This is a genomic window from Lysinibacillus sp. F12 (assembly GCF_057773605.1).
On record NZ_JBYMLP010000001.1, the window covers coordinates 602428 to 625900 of the forward strand.

Here is a 23473-nt window from a genome sequence, read left to right on the forward strand (position 1 = left end):
CTATACTATAATTCTATAATTTATACCCTAATTCGGCAAATATTTGCGCCACCTAATTGAGAAAATCGCAAGAAGAATACATGCAATTGATAACCAAAACGTAAAGTAGCCAATATAGCTTGTGTACTTGACTAAATCCCCATACATAGGCATTTGACCAAACACATAGTCAATGACATCATTATGGAGCGTCCAGACAGCCGCTATAAATACATGCCAGTAAGTGAATACATATTTCTTCATATATAAGATTGCTTGAACGGCCATTGCAAAATGTGAGCCAACTAGCATCCAGCCTTGCCAACCGATTGACCCTGTTTCAATTAATGTCCAAATATTCATGACATCAGCCCACAGACCATATTTCACTAATGTTACAAGCGCTAATACTTCCATTAACGGCCATCTTTTTCCCATAATCCAAGCAATTAACACAAAGCAAAAGAATAAGCTAGCTGTTGGACTATCAGGAACAAAAATATAAAAAATAGGCTTAGTGATTGCAAGCTGCCATCCATACCAATAATAGCCATATACTGTGCCTAATAGATTAATAATAAGCAGCGCTATTAAGAATGACTTATGGTTAAGAAGATACCAAAGATTTGCACGTGTTATCTGCATGATTACAACTCCTTGCGCTTTGCTAAAATTCTTTGTTTATGTACAGTATAGATTTTTGTAGGTGAAATTATTTTCACAACTTCAATATGTGCTAATGGATAGAATTCATTCGCTTTTATCTACTTTTCGACATTTTTCGCTAAAAAATCGAGGGTAAGGGAACCTTTTCTACTAGCTTTCAGTCCCAATATATAACAAGGTCGAAAAAAAAGAGCCAGTTTCCTGACTCTTTTACTATTACTCAGCTTTTAAACTTTCGATAAATTCAGCAAGTTTCTGAAGATCTTCATCTGAACCTGTCCATAATCCTGGTGGCATGTTACCACGACCATTATGAGCAATGTCCTTAATTTCATCAGCTGTTAATCCAGTGTTCATTAGAGATGGTGCACCAGCTCCACCTTCTAAGCCTTCACCGTGACATGTAATACATGCTGAACCAGCGTATAGTTTATAACCTTCTGATTCTTTATCGAATTCAACTGTTTCTACGATTGCACCCATAGCTTTTTGAGCTTCCCAGTCGTGGTTAACAACTGACTCCCAAGTTAGGTAGAACATAGCAGCTAGAGTTAATAACATAAACGCTGTCGGTAATGGACGTTTAGATGGACGACGTTCTGGACCCTTGTCTAAAAATGGCATTAATAATAGCGCTCCAAATGCAAGACCTGGAATTACAATTGCTCCGATTACATTGTATGGACCAGAAGCAAATGAGTATTTTAAAAGTTGATACATGAATAAGAAGTACCAGTCCGGTAGCGGTGTATATGCTCTAGTTGGATCTGCCGGCCCTTCAAGTGGTGACGGGTGAGCGACAGTTAATAATAAGTATCCAATTAAAAATACAGCACCTACCATCCATTCCTTCAGTAAGAAGTTCGGCCAGAAAGCTTCCGTCTTACCTGGATATTCGGAATAATCCTTTGGAACATTCGGCATTCTGTGATTCGCTTTAATACGAGAATCGCCGACAAATTTCATTCCTTTTCCGCGATGCATAGTGTCCCCTCCTTTTAAAGATCATCGAACCGTCAAGACAATTACAACGGCCCTGAAATTCCTTGACGACGAATCATGATAAAGTGTGCTGCAAGTAACCCAAACAATACTGCAGGCAAGAAGAATACATGAATCGCAAAGAATCGAGTTAACGTTTGAGCACCAAGAATAGTAGTGTCACCCGCTAATAATACTTTAATCATCGAACCGATAAACGGTACAGATGCTGCAATTTCGATACCTACTTTAGTAGCGAATAATGCTTTCATATCCCATGGTAATAGGTATCCTGTAAAGCCAAGACCCATCATTACACCAAAAATACCTACACCAACCATCCAGTTTAGCTCACGAGGTTTCTTATAAGAACCTGTGAAGAACACACGAAGTGTATGTAAGAACATCATTACGATAACTAATGAAGCTCCCCAGTGGTGCATACCGCGCACGATTTCACCAAATGCTACTTCGTTTTGTAAATAATAAACTGATTTCCAGGCATTCACAACGTCTGGTACATAGTACATTGTTAGGAACATACCAGATAGAATTTGAATTACTGTGATGAAGAATGTTAATCCACCGAAGCAGTAAACGAATGCTGAAAAATGATGTGCAGGGTTAACGTGCTCTGGCACTTCGTGGTCGGCAATATCACGCCAAATAGGTGTAATATCTAGGCGTTCATCGACCCAATCATAAATTTTATTTAGCACTGTTGTCGTACCCCCTTACTTATTTAACTAGAGTATTTGCTTTAGCTGGACCAATCATTAAATAGCCATCTTGTTCTTGTACTTCAAATTCATCCAACGGACCTAGAGGCGGTGTACCTGCAACGTTTTTCCCGTTTTTCTCATAACGTCCTGCGTGACATGGACAGAAGAATTGACCTGGGTGTGCAGAATCTCCATTCCAGTCAACCATACATCCTAAATGCTTACAAACAGGTGAAAGGGCAATGATTTGATCGCCACTTTTATAAACCCAAGCTACATCTGTAACCTGTGATTTGTACCATGCATCCACTTGTTCATATGAAAAGTCAACTTTTACAGGCTCTTCAGTCAAGTCAGCGATTTTATGCTCTGTTTTTACAAAATCTCCACCCTCATGCTTTTGTAGCACAGGATCAATTGCAAAGCGAAGCATTGGCATTAGCATACCTGCCGCCATAAATCCACCTACACCAGTAAGAGTATAACTTAGAAATTGACGACGTGAAACTCGATTATTACTCATTATTTTCCCCCCTCTAACTTAAAGGTCAGTCCAACGGACATACTTTTACAAATAGTAATACTAGGACATATATATGATATATCAAGTCCATAGCTTGGTCAATATAGCATTCTGTGGAAAGCTGGAGAATGTGAACATTTATTGAAACTAATTGTTAAATCTGTGCCCATTTGGTCGAAAGCATCGGAACCACTTGCCGTAATTGATCTTCGAGAATTGATTTTTTCACACCTGCGTCCATGCTTTCTAATGGAATTGCTGGTAACCAAATAATATTTACTATATCTCCAATATTTGTCCAAGAGTGATCACAAGTAATGAAGAACACATGCTTAAAGCCAGCATTATGTAATTGTGTTTCAAATTGCTTCGGTAATTCTTCGTTTTTTAAAGAAGCCATATAAGAAAAAGGTGGCATGACTAGTAAACGGCCTTTAAACTGTTGTTCTATGAAAGAAGTTAAAGACATTAGAAAATCTACCTCAGCGCCACTTTGTTTCATTTTCTCAGAAGCTAAATCGATGGATATGAGCGGAACAATCGCAGTATCGATGAAATCCTTCTGTCCCAAAAATGATGTCACATCGTTTGCATTAAAGTACATTCAACAAACCTCCTTTATCACATAATAAAAATGCCCTTTTCCACTCTTCAAATAGGATACCCAATTAAAAGTGAAAACAATCATTCACTAGTAATGTTACCATATTGAAGTGGGTAAAGGACATTCAATTTTTACCTATAACTAAGGTAAATTAGCCGTTTCCTTTAATGCTTGTAACAAATTAGACAATTCATAAAAACGTTCTTCATCTCCCTGATCGAGGGCATCATCAATTTGTGCAAGTAATTTTTCTTCTTGGAATACGAGTAAGCTATTGGAAAGCAGTTCTTCTGCCAGTAAACGATCTTTTTCACTAACTAACAGTGTCTCTGGCATATAAGGGTTTTCTTCTAAAACTGCTAAGTATTGTGCACTTGGTGGTATATTTGGAAAATTCAATTGTATATACATATCTTCTTGCTCGTGTAAGCGTAAATCATGGAAAGACTTTTCAGCGTCTGCTGTCATTACATTGCCTTTATAGAAACGAAAAGGCACACCTGTTGAATCAACCGTAGACATCACCATTGCTCTAGGACAATAGTGAGCTTCTTCCACAAATCGGATTCGTTTTAATAAGTCATCATTACTAAGTAAGTAATTTAAAATCCACACACACTCACGACGTTTCAATTGATAATTTTTTAAAAACCATCGAACAAATGCTTTTTTATCAACAACTGATACAGAAGCAGTCATACCCACTCCCTCCTTTACTCAAATTCTAAGGCTTCTAACTTCTCTTGCCATTCTGGTTCACCTGGTTGAATGTTAATTAATTGTTCAAGAACCACTTTCGCTTCTGAACGTTTACCTTCCTCTAATAAAAAGTACACATATTTTTCTAAAAATGTTGCGTCTTCCTTAAAATCATTATATGCCAAACGGTAAAATTCGTATGCACGGTCGTACAATTCTAAATTTTCATATGCCTCTGCAGCAAATGGATATAACGTGCTCCATTCAAAATCATTTTGCTGTAGAGTCTCAAATAATTCGATAACATCTTCATTCCGTTCCTGTTGTCCTAAAACAGAAATAAGTGCTAACACGGCTTCCATATACTCAGGGTCTAATGCTATTGCTTCTCGTAAATATTGCTCAGCTTCTACTGGTAAACTATTTTTCAAGGCCATTTTTCCAGCAAATAAATAGAGCGTTTTATCATATTCATCGCGTTTTAATCCCTCTTGGATCGCCGTATAGGCTTTTTGATTTTCCTCTGTCATCGCATAGCTTTCTGCCAGCAATAAGTAAGCCGAGAAGTAATCAGGATCTAACTCTTTCAATTCCTCTAATTGTTTAATAGCCATCTCGTATTTTTGGGATTGGAAGGCTGAATACGCAGCACCAAATAAAATATCTGGTTTCACCTCATCTTCAAGTGCCTTTAAATAATAATCCAATGCTGTTTCGTAGGCAGCCCCGGCACGATAAACCTCCGCTAATCGTTCCACAAGATGAATACCAGCAAATTCTTCTTGTTGCTCATTTAATTCTTCATACAATCTTGCGGCTTCCAAAAAACGACCTGTTTCAAATAACAGTTCGGCTTTGGCAAAATGAAGTAATGGCTCGTCTGGCAAAATTGCTAGTGCTTCATTTATACGTTTTTCTGCTACCTCAAATAACCCCTGCATTTGATAATAATCCGCTAAAACTAATAATGCTTGTGGATATTCTGGTGAGCCTTCTTCGATTTCAAGCAATAAATTTAATGCCTCATCTTCATCACCAAGCTCCATTAATACATTTGCACGATCTATTTTTAACTGTGCCTCTTCTGGGAATAAGAATTGTAAATGCTCCAGTACGCGGTCAGCTTCTTTCATGTACCCATATTGCATAAAAATTTCTGAAAGTGCGTAAATTTCCTCGGGTAGCTCCTTCACTAAAAATGTTTCAAGTAGCTGATCTATTAATGCTAAGTCTCCCTGTTCAAGTGCTTGCATCATTTCAGTCATCGCATTGTTCACAGTCATTCACCTATTCTTTCTTTGATACCTTTATGCTACAAAACATTTACCACCGAAACAAGAAAAAACTCCCCAAAAGCTTGGAGAGTCAATCTTCAATTGTTACCTTACTGCCTCAATATGTTCAAAGAATGATGGATAGGATACAGCGATACACTGTGCATCATCTAAAGTGACTGGTCCTTCGGTCATTAAAGCAGCCACAGCACCCATCATTCCAATTCGATGATCGCCATATGTTTTGAGACTTGCACCCTTTAATGGTGTTGGCCCTTCAATAATCATACCATCATTTGTTGCTTCGATGTTAGCACCCAGCTTTTTTAATTCAGCTACAACCGCTGTAATACGGTCTGTTTCCTTTACTTTTAACTCCTCGGCATCTTTAATAATGGTTTGACCATGTGCCTGTGTAGCAAGTAAAGCAAGGATTGGTATTTCATCAATTAAACGAGGAATCATGTCTCCCTCGATTGTTGTACCAGATAAAGTAGATGTTTGGATTTGAATAGTTGCTGTTGGTTCAGCTTGACTATCGTCATTTGGCATCACTGTCATGGTTGCACCCATTTTAGAAAGGACCTCGATAATTCCATCACGTGTTGGATTAACGCCAACATTTTCAAGTGTTAATTGACTATTATGACAGATTGCCCCCGCCACTAAGAAAAAGGCTGCAGATGAGATGTCCCCTGGTACAGAAACATGAGTCCCACTTAAAGCTTGTCCACCCTCTAATGAAACAACCCCATCCTTCACTTCGACATCGGCACCAAACTGACGGAGCATTCGTTCAGTGTGATCTCTTGACACTTCTGTTTCTCTAACTATCGTTGTTCCCTCAGCACGCAAGCCTGCAAGTAATATAGCAGATTTAACTTGTGCACTAGCTACTGGCATGTTGTATTCAATGGCCTGGAGTTTTGTACCTTGAATGGCTAATGGTGTATATTGACCGTCTGCACGTCCCGTAATATGGGCTCCCATTTGACGCAGTGGATCAATAACACGTCGCATTGGTCGCTTGCCAATAGAGGCATCCCCCGTCATGACTGAATGAACTGAAGATCCTGCTAAAATTCCGAGCATTAAGCGCGTTGTTGTACCAGAGTTACCTGTGTACAACACCTCTGTAGGCTCCTGCCAACTATCCATCCCTGGACTCTCTATCTTTACACTCGTTCCTTCCACCTCAATATGCACACCAAGCTTCTGGAAGCAATCAATGGTACTTAAACAATCTTCCCCAAGTAAAAAACCTTCTACTGTTGTTGTTCCAGTCGCAATGGAACCAAACATCACAGAACGGTGAGAGACCGATTTATCGCCTGGAACAGTTAGTGATCCCTGTAAAGATGGCTTATTGTATTGTAAAACTTTTTCACTCATTAATTTACTCCCTCCAATATGAAGACAGAAAGCGCCGTAATCCCGACGCTTTCTTTTTTTATGAAATATATGTTTCAAATTTCGCACGTTTTTGTATACACGCTGCTGCACGTTCGCGGTCATTTTCACTTTGGAAACTAATGACCAAAATACCGAAAACATCCTCCCTCGATTCGACAATTCTTAAATTCGTAATACTTATTGCCTCATCAGCTAGCAAACCTGTTACCTCGGAAATGACACCTGGATAGTCTGGAACATCTACGTATAAGTCAAACGCTGTATACATTGCTCCTGCGCTAATTGGTAATTCATCTCTCAGTTCTTTGGCAATAGAAAAATAGTCTTCAATATCTCGAGAGGTACCATTCGTCAGCAAATCCTTAATACGGCCCATTTCTTTTTCCCAGCCTTCTAGCTGAGTAAGTAACTCATCACGATTTTGTAAAGTGATGTCTCGCCATAAAACCGGGTTGGAAGAGGCTATACGCGTCACATCACGGAAGCCTCCTGCTGCAAGAGAGCGAGTCATAGGATATTCCCCATTCTCTCCTCCTAATTGATGCACAAGAGAAGCTGCAATAACATGAGGGAAATGGCTCACCACAGCTGTCATATGGTCATGCTCACTTGCAGAAACACTTACCACCTTTGCATGCGTAAATTTTAATAGACTTTCTAGCTGTGCCATATGAACAATTTCTTCACCAGCGAGCGGTGTAAGCATATAGTAGGCATTTTCAAAAAGATGCGCCTTTGCAGCTAATACGCCACTTTTGTGTGAACCTGCCATTGGATGTCCACCAATAAACGTAATGCCCAGTTCACGTAATTCACCAGCTTTTTGCATAATTAATTTTTTTGTACTTCCTGTATCTGTTACAATGACTTTATTTTTTAATGGCCATGATTTTAATTGCTCCATCCATTCAAGCGTTGCATTAACTGGTGTACCGAAAATAATAATATCGACATCCGCTGCAATTGCCTGTGGATCCGTCACAGTGTCATGTACAATATTTAATGCTTGTGCATGCTCACGTGTTTGAGCATCCATGTCATAACCAATAATCTTTGTATCTGGTGCCTTCTGTAAAGCAAGGGCGATAGAACCACCGATTAATCCTAGCCCAATAACGAGCACATTGCGTGTCATGCAAATACTCCTTGCTCTTTTAATACATTGTCAAGTTGAACTAGCAATGCTGCATTTTGGGCTTCGGTACCGATTGTGACACGGATAAATCCTGGTAATCCTAAAGCATTACCACTGCGCACAATAAAGCCCTTTTTCATAAGCTCTTGGAAAATGACATCACTATCAGCCTTTGTATCAAAGAAAATAAAGTTCGTATCAGATGGGAAGTATTTTAGATTATGTTTTTCACAGAATTCAACATATTGTTTTTTACCATGTTCATTCGCTTCACGACATGCTTCTATATATTCCTGATCACTAAGTGCAATAGCAGCTACGGCTTGGCTTAGACTTGTATTATTAAATGGACCTCTGACCGGATCAAGCTTTTCAATAATAGTTGGTTGGCCAATCGCATAGCCAACTCGGAACGATGCTAAACCATATGCCTTAGAGAATGTACGTAATAAAAGAACATTTGGATATTGGTCGATGATTGGTAGAGTATCCTTATGTTCAGGATGTGTCACGTATTCAATGTACGCTTCATCAAGTACGACAAGTACATCGTTTGGTACTTTGGCAAGGAAGGCACGTAAAGCCGTATCTGGAATGACCACACCAGTAGGATTATTCGGACTACATACCCATATAACGGCTGTTTGATCATCAATCGCAGCAGCCATCGCCTCTAAATCATGTGCACCCTCCACACAAGGAATTTTACGGATTTCAGCACCTTCAATTTCAGCATTATGCCAGTATTGGGAGAAGGATAGGTCAGCCATAATGGTATTTACCCCTGGATACAACGAAGCACGAGTAATAATAGCAATGATATCGTCAGAGCCGTTACCAAATAGAAGCTGTGTCTCTTGAACACCTAGATGATTTGCAACAGCTGTACGTAAATTTTGTGCATAGCCATCTGGATAAAGAGCATGATTCACTGCATTATTTTGTAAATAAGCTGTCACCTTAGGTGAGCATCCAAATGGATTTTCATTAGATGCCAATTTAATAACTTCTTTTAAGCCATATTCACGTTGCACTTCTTCAATTGGTTTTCCTGGTTTATACGCTTGCATACCGTCCAATTGTTGTTTCCACTTCATCTAAAACATCTCCTCTACTTATTTAGCTTGTGCTAAATCTGGTCTTAATTTCACTGCATCATTGAGATACAAGTGCTTAACATCTTTTTGGGCTACCTCTATATTCGCATGAATTAATACTCGAATACATAATGGTAGGGCATTCGGTACATCCATTTCATGTGTACACATCACTGGAACATATTGCCACCCTTCCATCAATCGGACTGCCCGAGCAGGAAATGCTGAGGTAATATCAGGCGTAGTAGAAATCAAAATGGAAGCAATATCATCTATTTCTACATTATTTGCTGCCACAACCTCACGCACTAATCTTGCTGTCTCATCCCATACAAGCTCTGGCTTGTCAGATTCAATTGTAATTGCTCCTCTAAGTCCACGAATCATACAAGCACCTCCGCTAATAACTCTCTATATTCGGCATCTACTTCTTTGCATTCTTTTAAATCAATTGCCCGCACAAACGGTTTACCGATTTTTTCTAACAAAACAAATTGCAAAATTCCATACTCTGTCTTTTTATCTTTCATTAAATAACTTGTTAATTGTTCGAATGTATAGTCATTTACTGCCTCAAAAGGATAGCCATTTTTAACTGCAAATTGTAAAAATGCTTTAGTAAATGGACGATTGAGCTCCCCATAACGTTCACTCAATAATAAGCAATACACAAGACCAATCATGACTGCCTCACCATGAGCGACTTTGCCGTAGCCTGCAGCCGCTTCAATCGCATGTCCATATGTATGGCCCAAATTTAAAAACTTTCGAACAGATTGCTCTGTTTCATCCTCTGCGACAATTTTTGCTTTAACCTCAATTCCCTTTTTTAGCTGCATCGCTAATTCCTGCTGATTAAAATGCATCACGGAATCTGCTGCCATTAATTCCTCTAACCATGCTGAATCAGAAATCATCGCATGTTTGATTAACTCAGCTGTTCCTGAACGAATTTCGCGTACAGGTAGGGTTTCAGAAAAAACTGTATCGTAAATAACACCTTCCGGCTGATAAAATGCGCCAATCATATTTTTTCCTAATGGATGGTTAATAGCCGTCTTACCACCTACGGCTGAATCATGCGCCAAAATAGTTGTTGGAATTTGAATAAACGGAATTCCGCGCATATAGGTTGCTGCAACAAATCCCGTTAAATCACCAACAGCCCCTCCACCAAAAGCAAAAACAAATGATTTCCGAGAACATTTTTGCTCAAGTAAAAAAGTTTGAGCTGCATAATATTGCTCAAAGGTTTTGCATGCTTCGCCACCAGGCAAGATAAATACTTCAAAATCATATGGGAAATTTGCCTTGAAATAGTCTCCCTGAGCCTCCCATACATGAGCATCTGTAAAGACAAAAAACTTATCTGCTTTATTTAGCTGATCCGCATATGTTTGAATAGCTTCAGTTAGAAAACGATGGCCAAGTAGAACCTCATAATGATGTGATTTTGTTGCAACTGGAACACGCATATATCAGAACCCCTTCGTATATTGACGATGTTCATCAATTTGAGCTTTTAATTGTGGTAATTGGTCACTATGGAATTGTTCCAAAATAACAGTCGCTATTTCCCAGGCAATAACATGCTCCGCTACAACTGATGCAGCTGGTACCGCACAGCTGTCCGAACGCTCTACACTTGCTTTAAACGGCTCTTTTGTTTCAATATCCACACTTTGTAATGGTTTATATAATGTTGGAATTGGTTTCATTACACCTCGTACAACAATTGGCATGCCCGTAGACATACCACCCTCTAAGCCACCAAGTCGATTGGTCGCACGAGTATAGCCTTCTTCTTCCGTCCAAATAATTTCATCATGAACTTCAGAGCCTTTGCGACGAGCCATCTCAAAACCAAGCCCAAATTCTACCCCTTTAAATGCATTAATAGAAAGCATTGCCGCCGCTAACTTAGCATCGAGCTTACGATCATAGTGTACATAAGACCCTATACCTGCTGGCATACCTTCTACGATGACTTCAACAACTCCACCGATAGAATCCCCAGCTTTTTTTGCTTCATCAATCGCATCTACCATCTTTGCAGATGCCACTGGATCTACACAATAGCAAGGGTCCGCTTCCACAATGGCACGAATTTCATCGACTGTTTTCCCTTCCACTAAGGAGGTATCAGCCTTAATTCCGACAATCTCCGTAACATGCGCCACAATAGAAATACCTAATTCATTTAATAAAGCCTTTGCCACAGAGCCGACTGCTACACGTACAGTTGTTTCACGAGCTGAAGAACGCTCTAATACATTTCGCAAATCACGGTGTCCGTATTTCATGCCTCCAACTAAATCCGCATGGCCCGGACGAGGTCGTGAAATTTGCCGTTTGATATCCTCAGGATTTACATCTTCTGCTAATGGCTCAGCACCCATAATTTTCGTCCAATGCTTCCAATCATCATTGGCTACAACTAGAGCGACAGGTGATCCAAGTGTTTGTCCATGACGAACGCCTGCGACAATCTCTACTGTATCTGTTTCAATTTGCATGCGTCGTCCACGTCCATGACCTCCTTGACGTCGCTTTAAATCGTGATTAATTTTTTCTGCAGTAATAGGTAAGAGTGATGGTAAACCTTCAATAATTGTTGTTAGTTGGGGGCCGTGTGACTCACCCGCTGTTAAGTAACGCATAAACGCTTTCTCCCTTCAACTCGCTAAAGTATGTATTTTTCACTATAACATATATTCTTTAAAAAAACAGTCCTTTTGCAAATGTCTTTTAAGTTCATACTATTTACACAACCTATATGCGAATATTCTGAACGACTTGCATAAAACATTACTACACTACTGAAGTGAAGTGCTAAAATTTATAAAAAATACGCCTTTGCTTAGGATAAGCGAAAAGCGTACGAATTATCTATGTTAATGCTTTAGTTACTATATGTACATGATGAAACCAGTCATTTGTACAAGCTTTTCATTCATATTATAAACTGTTTTTCCGATAGAAGAATGTGTCCTCTACTTCAAATTGGTAACGAGATGGATTAAAAATTTGCTCTGTCGATCCTACAAATAATATGCCATCCTTGCGTAATGCTTTACTAAAATCGTTATAAATTTGATCTTTGGCTTCTTCCGTAAAATAGATCATTACATTGCGGCAAACTATTAAATCATAATTGCTGTCATAGGTATCATTTAGCAAATTTTGTTTTTTAAAGGTCACACAACGCTTAATCTCATCTTTCACGCGGTAGAAGGATCCTTCTTGTTCAAAACATTTAGCTTTAATGTCATTTGGCACTTCAGCTAAGGAGCGCTCTGGGTAGACACCCAATTTCGCTTTTTGAATGACATTTTCATCTAAATCAGTAGCAATAATTTGAATTTGAGATAAAGGCACTAATTGAGATAAGACCATTACTAATGAATACGGCTCTTCTCCTGTTGAACAAGCAGCACTCCAAATTTTTAAACGCTTATTAGTTTGTAATAGCTTAGGTAATATTTTCTTTTGCAATACTTCCCAACGCTTGCCATTACGATAAAATTCAGAAACATTAATCGTCATACGATCTAAAAACTCATTCATTAAATCACGATTTTGTTCAAGTGCCCTTAGAAAGTCAACAAAATTTCGATAACCTTTTTTTTCATAAAGTGAGGTTAATCGTCTTTTCATTTGCGCTTCTTTATATAACGCTAAATCTATTCCTGTTTTGCGCTTGATACCTTCTATAAACTGTTCATAATCAGACATATGGTCATCTTCCCCTCTAGCGTCGTAGTTCCATTATAGCTGAAAAGAGACAATCCTGAAATAGTCTTTCTCATGTATACTCGTCTACTTGTTTGAGTTTTGTTTTTCCTCTAATAGTAGCACCTTCGACTGTTCTAATTCAAGGCGCATTTTTTCCGTTTCAATTGTATAGGTTTCTAATCGCAGCTTTTCTAATTCTACTTCTTTTTCGATAGCCTTTAATTTTATTTTTTGCTGTCTTGTACGGGAATCTGTAAAAATTCCTGCTAAAGAAATAATAACCCCACCAATAATCGCTACAATGGCAATTGACAATATATCCACATCCTTTCGTTTCTAAAATTATACGGCAAAATAGAAAAAATAGTTTCACTTTCCAGAAATTTATTTCAATTTAAAAAATGAAGGTAGTTTTTCACTACCTTCATTCTAGCTACAGGACTAAACTTGTATACGGTAATGTTTTAAATCTTCTCGCAATTTCGCCTTCAAAAACTTACCTACAGATGTTTTTGGTACCTCCTGAATGAAAACAATATCATCTGGTATCCATGTTTTATGGAATTGCGCTTGTAAGTTTTCGATTAGTTCCTCTTTAGAAATAGAATTTTTGTATTCTGGCTTTGGCACTACGCACGCCAAAGGGCGTTCCAGCCATTTCTCATGTGGGATGGCAATAACAGCGGCTTCAAAGACTTTTGGATGGGACATCAAGGCATTTTCTAACTCAACTGACGAAATCCATTCACCGCCACTCTTAATTAAATCCTTTGTACGATCCGTAATTTTTATATAACCATCCGGCGTCATTACCGCAATATCCCCTGTATAAAGCCAACCATCCTTAAAAGCTTCATCGGTACGCTCATCCTGATAGTACTCATTTGCAATCCACGGACCTCGTATCGTTAGTTCTCCCATCGTTTTACCATCCCATGGCACCTCTCCATTTTCATTAACAACACGAGTCTCAAGAAGTGGCATTGTCATCCCTTGGGTAATGCGAACATGCATTTTTTCATCAGCCGTATAGTCCTGCATATGGGTTAAATACGTTGATAAGCTTACAAGTGGAGAGGTTTCTGTCATGCCGTACCCAGTCATATAAGGAATCTTCAACTCTTCCTCAAAGCCCTTTACAAGACCAATAGGTGAGGCGGAACCTCCACAAACAATTAACCGCATAGACGATAGGTCACGAGGGTTTAGACGTTGCTCCTGTAAAACGCCCAGCCAAATAGTGGGTACACCTGCCGTCAAGGTTACTTTGTACACATCAAAAAGCTCAAGTAAAAGCTGTGGCGTAAACATTGGACCAGGTAATACCTGTGTGGCACCAAAGGCTACACTAGCAAAGGGGAATCCCCATGCATTAGCATGAAACATTGGTACAACAGGTAGTACAACATCTGATTCACAAATAGCAATACTATCTGCAAGCCCAGCAGTTAAACTGTGAAGGACAATACTGCGATGTGTATAAACTACTCCTTTCGGCATACCAGTCGTTGCACTTGTATAGCACATACCTGCAGGTGTATTCTCATCTAAATCATCTGGAAATGAGAAATGCTCATTAGCATCTGCAATTAATGCCTCATAGGACAAAGCATTTGGAATGGGGATAGATTCCAGTGCCACAGCATCACCCATAATGATAATGTGTTTAACCGTTTTCAGCTGTGAAACAAATGGTGCAATAAGGGGTACTAAATTGTCGTCAATTAATAATATTTCATCCTCTGCATGATTAATGACATAGATAATGTGCTCAGGTGCCAACCGAATATTGATCATATGAAGAACTGCTCCTGCACAAGGTACAGCAAAATAGGCTTCTAAATGACGATGATGATTCCAAGCAAATGTCCCAACCTTCGTGCCCTGCTGCATACCTAATTTTGTGAGAGCATCCGCTAATTGACGAGTTCGTTTGACATATTCTTTATACGTAAATTCATGAATTGTCGTAGCACTTGTTCGCGAATATATTTTCTTTGACTGAAAAAATCGTTCTGCTCGATTCAAAAAACTTGTTAATAATAAAGGCGTATCCATCATATGCATGTTACCGCTCCCCTTCGCTGACAAATTTTTGAAACAACCGAGGCTGACTGCCACTACAGATAAAAAGATTTACTTAGGCTGCATACGAATGGCTCCATCCAAGCGAATGACCTCACCATTTAACAAACCATTTTGGATAATGCTTTCTACAAGAAGTGCATATTCTGACGGCTTGCCAAGCCGTTTAGGGAATGGTGTCATTTGCGCAAGAGCCATCCTTGCAGGTTCTGGTAAAGAAGCAAACATCGGTGTTTCAATTAAACCAGGAGCAATAGTCATCACACGCACACCAAACGCGGCGAGCTCACGTGCAATTGGTAGTGTCATCGCTGCTACGCCACCCTTTGATGCACTATAGGCAGCCTGTCCAATTTGGCCATCAAATGCTGCTACGGATGCCGTATTAATGATAACGCCGCGCTGACCATCGTCATTTGGCTCATTTAGCTGCATTTTCTCAGCAACTAGACGGATGACATTGAATGTACCAATTAAATTAACCATTATTATTTTTTCGAATAAACCAAGTGCATGAACACCTCGCTTGGAAATTATTTTGCTCGCATCCGCAATTCCTGCACAATTCACTGCAACATTAATAGGGCCAAATGCTGCTATGGCTTGCTCAAGACCTGTTGCTACATCCTCTTCCTTTGTAACATCTACTCGTACATAGAGTGCATGTTGCCCTAATTCCTCTACTATAGCTTGTCCACGTTCATCATTCACATCAAAGATGATGGATTTGCCACCTTGTTCGACGATTTGGCGAACAGTCGCCTCTCCTAAACCCGATGCACCACCTGTTACTACTGCTACTACATCATGCTTCCTCATTGCCCATATCCCCCCTTACATTTTTTCAATAATCGTAGCATTAGCCATCCCCATACCTTCACAAATAGCTAGTAAGCCGTATCGGTAATTCTCTCGCTCCATGCGGTAGAGCAAAGTCGTTAACAATTTTGTTCCGGTAGCACCTAATGGATGTCCTAGTGCAATCGCTCCTCCATCTGGATTGAGTTTCTTTGGGTCCCCACCAATTTCCTGCAACCAAACAAGTGGCACAGGTGCAAAGGCTTCATTGACCTCATAGGTATCAATATCCTCTATCTTCAGGCCAGAACGTTCTAACGCCTTTCGAGTCGCTTCGATTGGCCCTGTTAACATCAATGTCGGGTCAGAGCCCACAACAACTCTTGTAATAATTTTAGCGAGTGGCTGAATACCGAGTTCCTGCGCTCTATCCAAAGCCATAACCACTACTGCTGATGCCCCATCACTCATCTGACTCGCATTACCAGCCGTAATCACGCCATCCTCTTGAAAAACAGTTTTTAAACTATTTAAAATATCAACAGTAGTTTCAGCCCGAGGACCCTCATCCCTACCAACGGTTGTTACAGTATCATCTTCTTGGATTACTTCAATTGGTAGGATTTCATCTTTGAAATACCCAGCTTCAATGGCTGCTAGTGCGCGTTGATGACTCTCATAGGCATAACTATTGAGCTGCTCTTTTGATAATGACCATTTTTCGGCTATTTTTTCTGCTGATAGCCCCTGATGTATAATATTATAATTTTCCTGTAAGCGATTACCTAAATGAGCATTTTGCATGTTAGTCCCCATAGAAACCCTAGACATACTTTCCACACCGCCAGCAATAACTACATCCATATCTCCTGCTAAAATGGCTTGTGCTGCGAAATGCACAGCTTGCTGGCTCGAACCACATTGACGATCGATGGTCACCCCTGGCACACTATCAGGAAATCCAGCCATTAACAGGGCCGTCCGTGCAATATTTCCCCCTTGCTCTGCTGTTTGTGTTACGCAACCTAAAATAACATCATCCACCTGTTCTTTAGTTATGCCTGCTCTTTGTACAGCCTCCTGTAACACATCAGCTGCCAGATCATCCGCTCGAACATGACTTAATGCTCCCTTCCTTCGCCCCACAGCCGTTCGCACAGCTGCAACAATCACCACTTCTCTCATCTCCATTACCCCTTTTCTTCGTCATCCTTCACAGTTTATTGACAAGACTATTAATATATACCTAATTTAATTATCAGAATATTACATCTTTTATTGTACATGAGTAAGTAGTTTTTAACAATTCTAGACGGTTCTAGAAATAAATTAATATTTTAGCTAATAAGAAGGAGCATGCATTTTACCACTATCGTATTTCCACGATACTATCCATCTCCATTTTTTAAGCAATAAAAAAAGCAACCCCAATTATATTGAGATTGCCTAATCTATTCGAAATTAAACTAAATCTTCACCGAAGAATAAAGCGATTTCGCGCTCTGCAGAAGCAAGAGAGTCAGAACCGTGGATGATGTTGTGAGAAACCGTTGTTGCATAGTCACCACGGATTGTACCTGGGTTAGATTCCTCAGGTTTAGTTGCTCCCATCATTGTACGAGCAAGCTTAATTACGTTTTCGCCTTCCCATACCATAGCGAATACAGGACCAGAAGTGATGAAATCAACTAGTTCCCCAAAGAATGGACGCTCAGCATGTTCAGCATAGTGCTTTTCTGCTAATTCTTTTGGAATTACCATTAATTTAGCACCTTTCATTACAAAACCGCGACGTTCAAAACGATCAACGATGTCTCCAACTACTTGACGCTCAACGCCATCTGGCTTAACCATTAAAAAAGTTTGTTCAATTGCCATGTTTAAAACACTCCTTAAGTTCTTCTAACAGGTTTTACACCTACCGATAAATATTAACAAAAAACGCGACTTTGTACAACAAAAAGCTAGAATTTGCGCTTACCCATAAACAATGCGACATCACGTAGCTTTTTCTTTACGGGATGTTTTGGTAAGGCATCTATTTCTTGTAAAGCTTTTTTCAAGTATTTATCACTCATACGATTAGCTTGCTCAATTGCATGAGATTTACGCACATAGTGCAACATATTTTGACGTTCGACTTCTGTTAATGTACCGGCAAATACTTTTACTAAATAAGGCTGCATCTCCGGATCATCCTTTAACAAGAGAATCGGTAAGGTAATATTGCCTTGTAGTAAATCACTACCCGCTGGCTTTCCTAGCTCCTTATCTGTTGCCATTATATCTAAAACATCGTCGATAATTTGGAAGCTCATGCCCACAAAGTAGCCGAAGCGCTTTAAATGACGTACAGTTTTAGCATCAACGCCTGCCGCCACAGCCCCTAACTCACAACTTGAGGAAATGAGTAAAGCTGTTTTGCGTTTGATTCTTCTAAAATAATCTTTTAAACCTTGATCTAGTCTAAATTTATCTTCAATTTGAATAACTTCACCGTTACAAATCTCAACCATGGTACGTGCTAAAATTTGATGAACTAGTGGGTCTTCTAATTTTGTAATATATTCGAGAGCACGTGCAAAAATAAAATCGCCCGTGTACATTGCTACTCGGTTATTCCATTGCGCTTTGACAGTTGGGCGTCCTCTTCGCATATTGGAATCATCAATAACATCATCATGGACAAGTGATGCCATATGAATGAGTTCTAAAGGGACTGCAACATCCTTCATCTTCTCAATGTCATATTCACCAAATTTTGCACCTAGTAATACAAAAATTGGTCGTATACGTTTGCCACCAGCTTGTAATAAATGGAGAGAAGCATCGTTGATCAAATATGAAGATGAGTCCACCGCATTTTCTAACTCTCGTTCAATGATATCGATATCTGATTTCAAATCGGAATAGAGTAGTTTTAACTTCATCTTTTCCACGTGTGAAAACCTTCCCCCATTAACGTATCTTTTTAAAGCCTATATGCATTGCCGCAGCCCCGCCACTGTATGCTTTGTACGTTACTTTTTCTAATCCTGCCTGCTCAAACAATGCCGCTAACTTTTTCATACCTGGGAAATCATTCGCAGATTCTTGAAGCCAAGAATACTCCTTGTAACTTTTCGCAAATATTTTACCAAATATCGGCATTATATATTTAAAATAAAAACGGAATAATTGACGGTAACCAGGAATTTCAGATTGAGATGTTTCTAAACATACAACCATACCACCTGGTTTTACGACACGGTGCATTTCCTTTAATACTTGCAAATAATCTGGTACATTGCGTAGACCAAAACCAATCGTCACATAATCAAACGTATCATCTGGAAAAGGTAATTCCATAGCATTTCCATGAATCAATTCAATTTGCGGATATGGTTGTACTTTTTTTTCGCCAACTTTAAGCATGTTTTGACTAAAGTCGAGTCCTTTAACTTCTCCACTTTCTCCAACTGCCTCAGCCAATGCGATCGTCCAATCTGCTGTACCACAGCAAACATCCAATGCCTTTGATCCCGGTTTGACAGCCATGTGTTTCATGGTATCGTTACGCCAACCAATATGCATTTGGAAACTAATAACACCGTTCATTTTGTCATAATTATCCGAGATACTCTCAAATACTTCATGAACATGCTCTGCTTTCGTTTTAGCCATTTTGAAAACCTCTCTTATCCGTTAGTAGAAGCAATAGAAGCCTCTACATGTGCATGTAAAGCTCGTTTCACATCATTTTGTAAAAATGATGCACTCTCCACCATCTTTGACAGCTCTATTTTTAAATGCACTATTTTCTGCTTGATGACGCTATGAAAAGTTGTACCATGACGTTGAACACTTTCTTCAAGTGCCTTACCTATTAAAGACGATTGTCCACGTTGATAAGCTGTCATTTCTTTTTCTAAACGTAAAATCAATAAACTTTTTTCCATTAACGGTATATATTCACTAAAAGAATAAAGCTCGAAAAATTGAGCAATTAATCCTGATTCAATATTGCACATCGAAGCATACCATTGCTCGATCGTTCTTTGTTCAGCCTCATAAACCTTTATCTGGTTTTCACATCGTGTCACAATTCCTTGTGACAATTTTCGTATCAATTCGACATTTCCAGACATTGCTAATATTTCGTAATAACGACCACTATAAAAATCCCCAGCTAATACCGTTAGCTGCTGTTCTTTAGAAGTAGCATCTAATTCTTTTATATGATCGTGTGCCGCCAATGCCGCATACACAATGCCAACAGTAATGGCAGCCTCTTGTTGCTCCTGTTGCCACACTTCACCATTCAAAAATGGGACTAACAAATAAAACAATTGATTTTCATCTAGCACAGGCATTCCTGTGTATTTTTGCAAAGTTCTATGACGAACATCCATGAAAATCTCTGTTTTTAACTGGGCAATTGAATTTTGAATGTATGTTGCATTCATAGACCTTACTCCATTTCACTTTCAAATACGTTAATCCTATCTTAGTCTTAACGTTTGCTTACTGAGTCATTATAGCATACGCAACGATGCGGAATAAAAAAATTTTGCTTACTTCAAGAGGATAGGCAGTAAAGCTTTCCCATGAGGTGGGAATGCTACTGCCCATATAATTAGTTTTTCACATCTAACTCATTTATATGTGCCTAAATGGCACGGATAAAAACTATTATGAAACCATATCTTGTCTATTTATTATTTTTTTGCTTCACTATTAATCACACCATGTGCTGTATGAATCTGTGCTTTCCCTCGAATCTTCATCGCAGAAGTGTGTTCTGTAAATTGAGCAATCATAACTTCGCCGGCATCTAACTTTTCAGAATGATGGAACTTTGTATCTGTTCCACGCGTTAAACCAATGACATGTACACCATCTTCTTCAGCTTGAATAACAATATAATCTTGTGACATTCTTGTACACTCCTTAAATCCGACAAATTCTTAGTTCATCATAACATAATTAGACAAGCAATTTAAGACATTTGAATAAATGATAGAACTTCTCTACGTTTCACTTCATCTTCCTCGTAAACACCTCTTGCTACAGATGTTACGGTTTTGGAGCCTGGTTTTTTCAGCCCGCGCATGGTCATACACATGTGCTCAGCTTCAATCACCACATAAACCCCTTTTGGTGCTAGCATTTCCATTATTGTATCAGCGACTGAAGACGTAATACGCTCTTGCAACTGTGGTCGACGAGCAATTGTTTCTACTGCACGACCTAATTTGCTTAGCCCTGCCACAATGCCGTCATTCGGTATGTAAGCGACATGTGCTTTTCCATAAAACGGAACTAGATGATGCTCACACATCGAATAAAAAGGAATATCTTTGACAAGAACCAACTCTTCATGATCCTCGTGGAACACTGTTCTAAAATAGTCTTTAGCATCCTCATGTAAGCCACTAAACATCTCAGCATACATTTTGGCAACACGTTTTGGTGTATCTAATAAACCTTCTCGATTTACGTCTTCACCTACCGCCTCTAAAATCATTTTAACGGCTTCTTCTATTTTTAATAAATCTATATTCGACATTCAAAAAAACCTCCTGCATATCAAAACATTACACATTTCCCTATGCATCGTAGCACATCCAAAAGGTAAGCGCAAAATGACTTACTTGTTTCACAAAAAATTTGTTGCAAGTTAGCAAATCTAGCTTTTATATGATTATGTATTAATACTTGACGTTAAAAAGAGCAGTCTCCATGTTCGTTAACATGAAGACTGCTCTATGTAACTACTAGACGTGTATTATTTTACCGCGTCTTTAAGCGCTTTACCTGGTTTGAAAGCAGGCACCTTGCTAGCAGCGATTTCGATTTCTTTACCAGTTTGTGGGTTACGACCTTTACGAGCCGCACGTTCACGTACTTCGAAGTTACCAAAACCAATTAATTGTACTTTGTCACCCTTTGCAAGAGCATCTTGAATTGTATCAAATACAGCTTCAACTGCTTTAGAAGCGTCTTTTTTAGAAAGACCTGCAGCTTCAGCAACAGAGTTTACTAATTCTGTTTTATTCACACCATTCACCTCCTCTCAAAGGGTCATGAACCAATTCTGTAAAAAGAGTAACACATAGAAAACCGCTACGCAACTGTATTCATTCATGATTATAACCAAAAAATCAGTTTTTCACCCAAAAAATCAAAAAAAAGGACTTTTCGCATAAAAACGAAAAGCCCTTTACCTATTTTTTTACACTTCTTTTTAATTTTTATCACTATAAAATAAAGGTAACTAACCCACGATCCCCTTCATTTACCATACGTTCGATCGTTTGACGCATACGTTTTTTGGCAGTAGGTGGAACTGCATCCATTTTATAGCGAATACCTTCTTTTAATACTTCATGTAATGGTGTTCCAAATAGCTGTGTATTCCATAGTGCATCACGATCATGTAAATAAGCATGGTTCAAATCTTTTAAAAGTTGCTGACTATGGAACTCAGAGCCGATTAATGGGGCAAATTCTGAATCCATATCGACACGAATAATATGATAAGATGGCGCCTTCGCTTTCATTCGTACACCAAAGAAATTATTTTGCTTAATTAATTCTGGAGCTGTTGGCTCAAATTCCTGCATCATTGGTAATGTAACACCATAACCTGTCATATCCGCATCATGTATGGCACTTTTAAAGCGTTTTTGAGCTTCTTTTGCCTCAGCGGCTTCCTTAATAAATAGTAGCCAATCTTTTTTCGTTTCAATCGGTTCCTCTAACCATTCATTACAAACCGATTTATATAGTTCACCCTGTAAGGACACACGAATTACAGCTGTTCCAATACCCGCATCTACATGAACTACTTCACTTTGATCTATAAAATCAATAGCTTTAAAAGCGTCAGATGCTTGTTGCACATCCCTAATTTTCATAACAGAAGAAAGTACCTCTTCCATCGAATCAATCAGTGCAACATTTAATGGATGTGAGGCATCTAGCACGTCTAACCAATCTGGCTTCTCCACTTCAATTGTCCGGATTGGGAATTCAAATAGTGCCTCTTGTAAAATATACTGAATATCCGCTTCTCTCATTTGATCAATTGAAATGGCGATAACAGGAACATTATAACGTTCAAACAACTCATTACGCAGTTGAACAGTTTCTTCTCTAGCAGGCATTTGGCAATTAAGTAATATGACAAAAGGCTTGCCAATTTCTTTTAATTGCTCAACAATCTCTTCTTCTGCCTTCTCTGCAGCTCGACGACTAATACCGTTAACTGTTCCATCAGTCGTCACTACTATTCCAATATTCGCATGATCGCGAATTACTTTATCCGTACCTATTTTCGCTGCTTCCTGGAACGGAATAGGCTCTGTATGCCAAGGAGTATGAACAAATTTCGGACCATTTTCATCTTCATAGCCTTTTGTTCCTTCGATAATATAACCCACACAATCTGCTAAACGAATTTGAAATGGCATTTCATCATCACCGACCACAATACGGGTTGCTTGAGCAGGCACAAACTTCGGCTCAGCGGTCATAATGACTGGCCCTGGAGAACTTTGTGGCAACTCATCCTGTGCTCGCATTCTTTCTGTTTCATCCACAATGTTTGGTAACACGACGGATTCCATTACCTTTTTTACAAATGTTGATTTACCTACACGTACTGGACCGACAACACCAATATAAACATCGCCATTTGTTCGCTCTGCAATTTCTCTAAATACTGCTTCACTCAAGGTTTCTGCCTCCTTTATCTACGCTTTTTCACTATATGCGAGCT

General features: G+C 39.1%; 26 protein-coding genes. All 26 read right to left on the reverse strand.

Features of this window, described 5'->3' with window-relative positions:
- Positions 1 to 27: 27 nt before the first annotated feature.
- The 26 genes from lhaT to spoIVA all read right to left on the reverse strand — a co-directional run bounded on the left by lhaT (position 28) and on the right by spoIVA (position 23429).
- Positions 28 to 624, reverse strand: coding sequence for a lipoprotein heptaprenylglyceryl N-acetyltransferase LhaT (gene lhaT, locus AC3CH7_RS03125; protein WP_031417988.1), 597 nt, complete (start codon positions 622 to 624; stop codon positions 28 to 30).
- A 237-nt stretch (positions 625 to 861) separates the two neighbouring features.
- Entirely contained in the window at positions 862 to 1629 is a 768-nt protein-coding gene (locus tag AC3CH7_RS03130) for a menaquinol-cytochrome c reductase cytochrome b/c subunit (protein WP_004232669.1), read from the reverse strand.
- Positions 1630 to 1670: 41 nt separating this feature from the next.
- Positions 1671 to 2345, reverse strand: coding sequence for a menaquinol-cytochrome c reductase cytochrome b subunit (qcrB, locus tag AC3CH7_RS03135; RefSeq protein ID WP_008181573.1), 675 nt, complete (start codon positions 2343 to 2345; stop codon positions 1671 to 1673).
- Positions 2346 to 2364: 19 nt separating this feature from the next.
- Positions 2365 to 2871 (reverse strand): QcrA and Rieske domain-containing protein, encoded by a 507-nt coding sequence (locus AC3CH7_RS03140; RefSeq protein ID WP_031417987.1) that lies wholly within the window; start codon positions 2869 to 2871, stop codon positions 2365 to 2367.
- 154 nt (positions 2872 to 3025) lie between these two features.
- Positions 3026 to 3475 (reverse strand): DUF2487 family protein, encoded by a 450-nt coding sequence (locus tag AC3CH7_RS03145; protein WP_031417986.1) that lies wholly within the window; start codon positions 3473 to 3475, stop codon positions 3026 to 3028.
- A 141-nt stretch (positions 3476 to 3616) separates the two neighbouring features.
- Positions 3617 to 4174, reverse strand: coding sequence for a ReoY family proteolytic degradation factor (locus AC3CH7_RS03150; RefSeq protein WP_031417985.1), 558 nt, complete (start codon positions 4172 to 4174; stop codon positions 3617 to 3619).
- 14 nt (positions 4175 to 4188) lie between these two features.
- The gene (locus AC3CH7_RS03155; protein ID WP_031417984.1) at positions 4189 to 5457 is read right to left on the reverse strand and encodes a tetratricopeptide repeat protein; all 1269 of its coding nucleotides are present in this window, start codon (positions 5455 to 5457) and stop codon (positions 4189 to 4191) included.
- A gap of 96 nt (positions 5458 to 5553) precedes the next feature.
- Complete coding sequence (gene aroA / locus AC3CH7_RS03160) at positions 5554 to 6840, reverse strand: 3-phosphoshikimate 1-carboxyvinyltransferase (protein ID WP_031417983.1); 1287 nt, start codon at positions 6838 to 6840, stop codon at positions 5554 to 5556.
- Positions 6841 to 6898: 58 nt separating this feature from the next.
- Complete coding sequence (locus AC3CH7_RS03165; RefSeq protein WP_012293647.1) at positions 6899 to 7996, reverse strand: prephenate dehydrogenase; 1098 nt, start codon at positions 7994 to 7996, stop codon at positions 6899 to 6901.
- Positions 7993 to 9093 (reverse strand): histidinol-phosphate transaminase, encoded by a 1101-nt coding sequence (gene hisC / locus AC3CH7_RS03170; RefSeq protein WP_207889761.1) that lies wholly within the window; start codon positions 9091 to 9093, stop codon positions 7993 to 7995. Before hisC ends, AC3CH7_RS03165 begins: the two co-directional genes overlap by 4 nt.
- Before the next feature lie 18 nt (positions 9094 to 9111).
- The gene (aroH, locus tag AC3CH7_RS03175; protein WP_012293645.1) at positions 9112 to 9480 is read right to left on the reverse strand and encodes a chorismate mutase; all 369 of its coding nucleotides are present in this window, start codon (positions 9478 to 9480) and stop codon (positions 9112 to 9114) included.
- A complete protein-coding gene (gene aroB / locus AC3CH7_RS03180; RefSeq protein WP_012293644.1) occupies positions 9477 to 10568 on the reverse strand; it encodes a 3-dehydroquinate synthase in 1092 nt (363 codons plus the stop codon). The genes aroH and aroB overlap by 4 nt, the downstream gene beginning before the upstream one ends.
- Positions 10569 to 10571: 3 nt before the next feature.
- Complete coding sequence (aroC, locus tag AC3CH7_RS03185) at positions 10572 to 11753, reverse strand: chorismate synthase (protein ID WP_012293643.1); 1182 nt, start codon at positions 11751 to 11753, stop codon at positions 10572 to 10574.
- A 298-nt stretch (positions 11754 to 12051) separates the two neighbouring features.
- Positions 12052 to 12828 (reverse strand): CheR family methyltransferase, encoded by a 777-nt coding sequence (locus AC3CH7_RS03190; protein ID WP_031417978.1) that lies wholly within the window; start codon positions 12826 to 12828, stop codon positions 12052 to 12054.
- Positions 12829 to 12912: 84 nt separating this feature from the next.
- Positions 12913 to 13143: a hypothetical protein gene (locus tag AC3CH7_RS03195; RefSeq protein WP_031417976.1), complete on the reverse strand. Its 231-nt coding sequence runs from the start codon at positions 13141 to 13143 to the stop codon at positions 12913 to 12915.
- A 126-nt stretch (positions 13144 to 13269) separates the two neighbouring features.
- Positions 13270 to 14895, reverse strand: a complete 1626-nt coding sequence (locus tag AC3CH7_RS03200; protein WP_012293641.1) for a long-chain fatty acid--CoA ligase — start codon at positions 14893 to 14895, stop codon at positions 13270 to 13272.
- A 69-nt stretch (positions 14896 to 14964) separates the two neighbouring features.
- A complete protein-coding gene (locus AC3CH7_RS03205; protein WP_012293640.1) occupies positions 14965 to 15732 on the reverse strand; it encodes a 3-hydroxyacyl-CoA dehydrogenase in 768 nt (255 codons plus the stop codon).
- A 15-nt stretch (positions 15733 to 15747) separates the two neighbouring features.
- Positions 15748 to 16896, reverse strand: coding sequence for a thiolase family protein (locus AC3CH7_RS03210; RefSeq protein WP_036161172.1), 1149 nt, complete (start codon positions 16894 to 16896; stop codon positions 15748 to 15750).
- Positions 16897 to 17172: 276 nt separating this feature from the next.
- The gene (gene ndk / locus AC3CH7_RS03215) at positions 17173 to 17589 is read right to left on the reverse strand and encodes a nucleoside-diphosphate kinase (protein ID WP_012293620.1); all 417 of its coding nucleotides are present in this window, start codon (positions 17587 to 17589) and stop codon (positions 17173 to 17175) included.
- Positions 17590 to 17675: 86 nt separating this feature from the next.
- A complete protein-coding gene (gene hepT, locus AC3CH7_RS03220) occupies positions 17676 to 18650 on the reverse strand; it encodes a heptaprenyl diphosphate synthase component II (RefSeq protein ID WP_012293619.1) in 975 nt (324 codons plus the stop codon).
- Positions 18651 to 18669: 19 nt separating this feature from the next.
- Complete coding sequence (locus tag AC3CH7_RS03225) at positions 18670 to 19374, reverse strand: demethylmenaquinone methyltransferase (RefSeq protein WP_012293618.1); 705 nt, start codon at positions 19372 to 19374, stop codon at positions 18670 to 18672.
- 14 nt (positions 19375 to 19388) lie between these two features.
- Entirely contained in the window at positions 19389 to 20156 is a 768-nt protein-coding gene (locus AC3CH7_RS03230; protein WP_012293617.1) for a heptaprenyl diphosphate synthase component 1, read from the reverse strand.
- A 252-nt stretch (positions 20157 to 20408) separates the two neighbouring features.
- The gene (mtrB, locus tag AC3CH7_RS03235) at positions 20409 to 20627 is read right to left on the reverse strand and encodes a trp RNA-binding attenuation protein MtrB (RefSeq protein WP_004232621.1); all 219 of its coding nucleotides are present in this window, start codon (positions 20625 to 20627) and stop codon (positions 20409 to 20411) included.
- A 62-nt stretch (positions 20628 to 20689) separates the two neighbouring features.
- Positions 20690 to 21259, reverse strand: coding sequence for a GTP cyclohydrolase I FolE (gene folE / locus AC3CH7_RS03240; RefSeq protein WP_012293615.1), 570 nt, complete (start codon positions 21257 to 21259; stop codon positions 20690 to 20692).
- 219 nt (positions 21260 to 21478) lie between these two features.
- Positions 21479 to 21751: an HU family DNA-binding protein gene (locus AC3CH7_RS03245; protein WP_004232618.1), complete on the reverse strand. Its 273-nt coding sequence runs from the start codon at positions 21749 to 21751 to the stop codon at positions 21479 to 21481.
- 199 nt (positions 21752 to 21950) lie between these two features.
- A complete protein-coding gene (gene spoIVA, locus AC3CH7_RS03250) occupies positions 21951 to 23429 on the reverse strand; it encodes a stage IV sporulation protein A (RefSeq protein WP_031417971.1) in 1479 nt (492 codons plus the stop codon).
- Between the last annotated feature and the right edge of the window lie 44 nt (positions 23430 to 23473).

Bases quoted from the DNA above. Each gene is read 5' to 3' on its own strand.
- AC3CH7_RS03210 (WP_036161172.1), bottom strand. From the start codon at position 16,896: ATGAGAGAAGTGGTGATTGTTGCAGCTGTGCGAACGGCTGTGGGGCGA.
- AC3CH7_RS03140 (WP_031417987.1), bottom strand. From the start codon at position 2,871: ATGAGTAATAATCGAGTTTCACGTCGTCAATTTCTAAGTTATACTCTT.
- aroA (WP_031417983.1), bottom strand. From the start codon at position 6,840: ATGAGTGAAAAAGTTTTACAATACAATAAGCCATCTTTACAGGGATCA.
- folE (WP_012293615.1), bottom strand. From the start codon at position 21,259: ATGTCGAATATAGATTTATTAAAAATAGAAGAAGCCGTTAAAATGATT.
- lhaT (WP_031417988.1), bottom strand. From the start codon at position 624: ATGCAGATAACACGTGCAAATCTTTGGTATCTTCTTAACCATAAGTCA.
- AC3CH7_RS03225 (WP_012293618.1), bottom strand. From the start codon at position 19,374: ATGGCTAAAACGAAAGCAGAGCATGTTCATGAAGTATTTGAGAGTATC.
- ndk (WP_012293620.1), bottom strand. From the start codon at position 17,589: ATGGCAATTGAACAAACTTTTTTAATGGTTAAGCCAGATGGCGTTGAG.
- AC3CH7_RS03200 (WP_012293641.1), bottom strand. From the start codon at position 14,895: ATGCATATGATGGATACGCCTTTATTATTAACAAGTTTTTTGAATCGA.
- aroH (WP_012293645.1), bottom strand. From the start codon at position 9,480: ATGATTCGTGGACTTAGAGGAGCAATTACAATTGAATCTGACAAGCCA.
- AC3CH7_RS03230 (WP_012293617.1), bottom strand. From the start codon at position 20,156: ATGAATGCAACATACATTCAAAATTCAATTGCCCAGTTAAAAACAGAG.
- AC3CH7_RS03150 (WP_031417985.1), bottom strand. From the start codon at position 4,174: ATGACTGCTTCTGTATCAGTTGTTGATAAAAAAGCATTTGTTCGATGG.
- AC3CH7_RS03190 (WP_031417978.1), bottom strand. From the start codon at position 12,828: ATGTCTGATTATGAACAGTTTATAGAAGGTATCAAGCGCAAAACAGGA.
- AC3CH7_RS03205 (WP_012293640.1), bottom strand. From the start codon at position 15,732: ATGAGGAAGCATGATGTAGTAGCAGTAGTAACAGGTGGTGCATCGGGT.
- AC3CH7_RS03130 (WP_004232669.1), bottom strand. From the start codon at position 1,629: ATGCATCGCGGAAAAGGAATGAAATTTGTCGGCGATTCTCGTATTAAA.
- AC3CH7_RS03145 (WP_031417986.1), bottom strand. From the start codon at position 3,475: ATGTACTTTAATGCAAACGATGTGACATCATTTTTGGGACAGAAGGAT.
- aroC (WP_012293643.1), bottom strand. From the start codon at position 11,753: ATGCGTTACTTAACAGCGGGTGAGTCACACGGCCCCCAACTAACAACA.
- mtrB (WP_004232621.1), bottom strand. From the start codon at position 20,627: ATGTCACAAGATTATATTGTTATTCAAGCTGAAGAAGATGGTGTACAT.
- AC3CH7_RS03165 (WP_012293647.1), bottom strand. From the start codon at position 7,996: ATGACACGCAATGTGCTCGTTATTGGGCTAGGATTAATCGGTGGTTCT.
- aroB (WP_012293644.1), bottom strand. From the start codon at position 10,568: ATGCGTGTTCCAGTTGCAACAAAATCACATCATTATGAGGTTCTACTT.
- AC3CH7_RS03155 (WP_031417984.1), bottom strand. From the start codon at position 5,457: ATGACTGTGAACAATGCGATGACTGAAATGATGCAAGCACTTGAACAG.
- hisC (WP_207889761.1), bottom strand. From the start codon at position 9,093: ATGAAGTGGAAACAACAATTGGACGGTATGCAAGCGTATAAACCAGGA.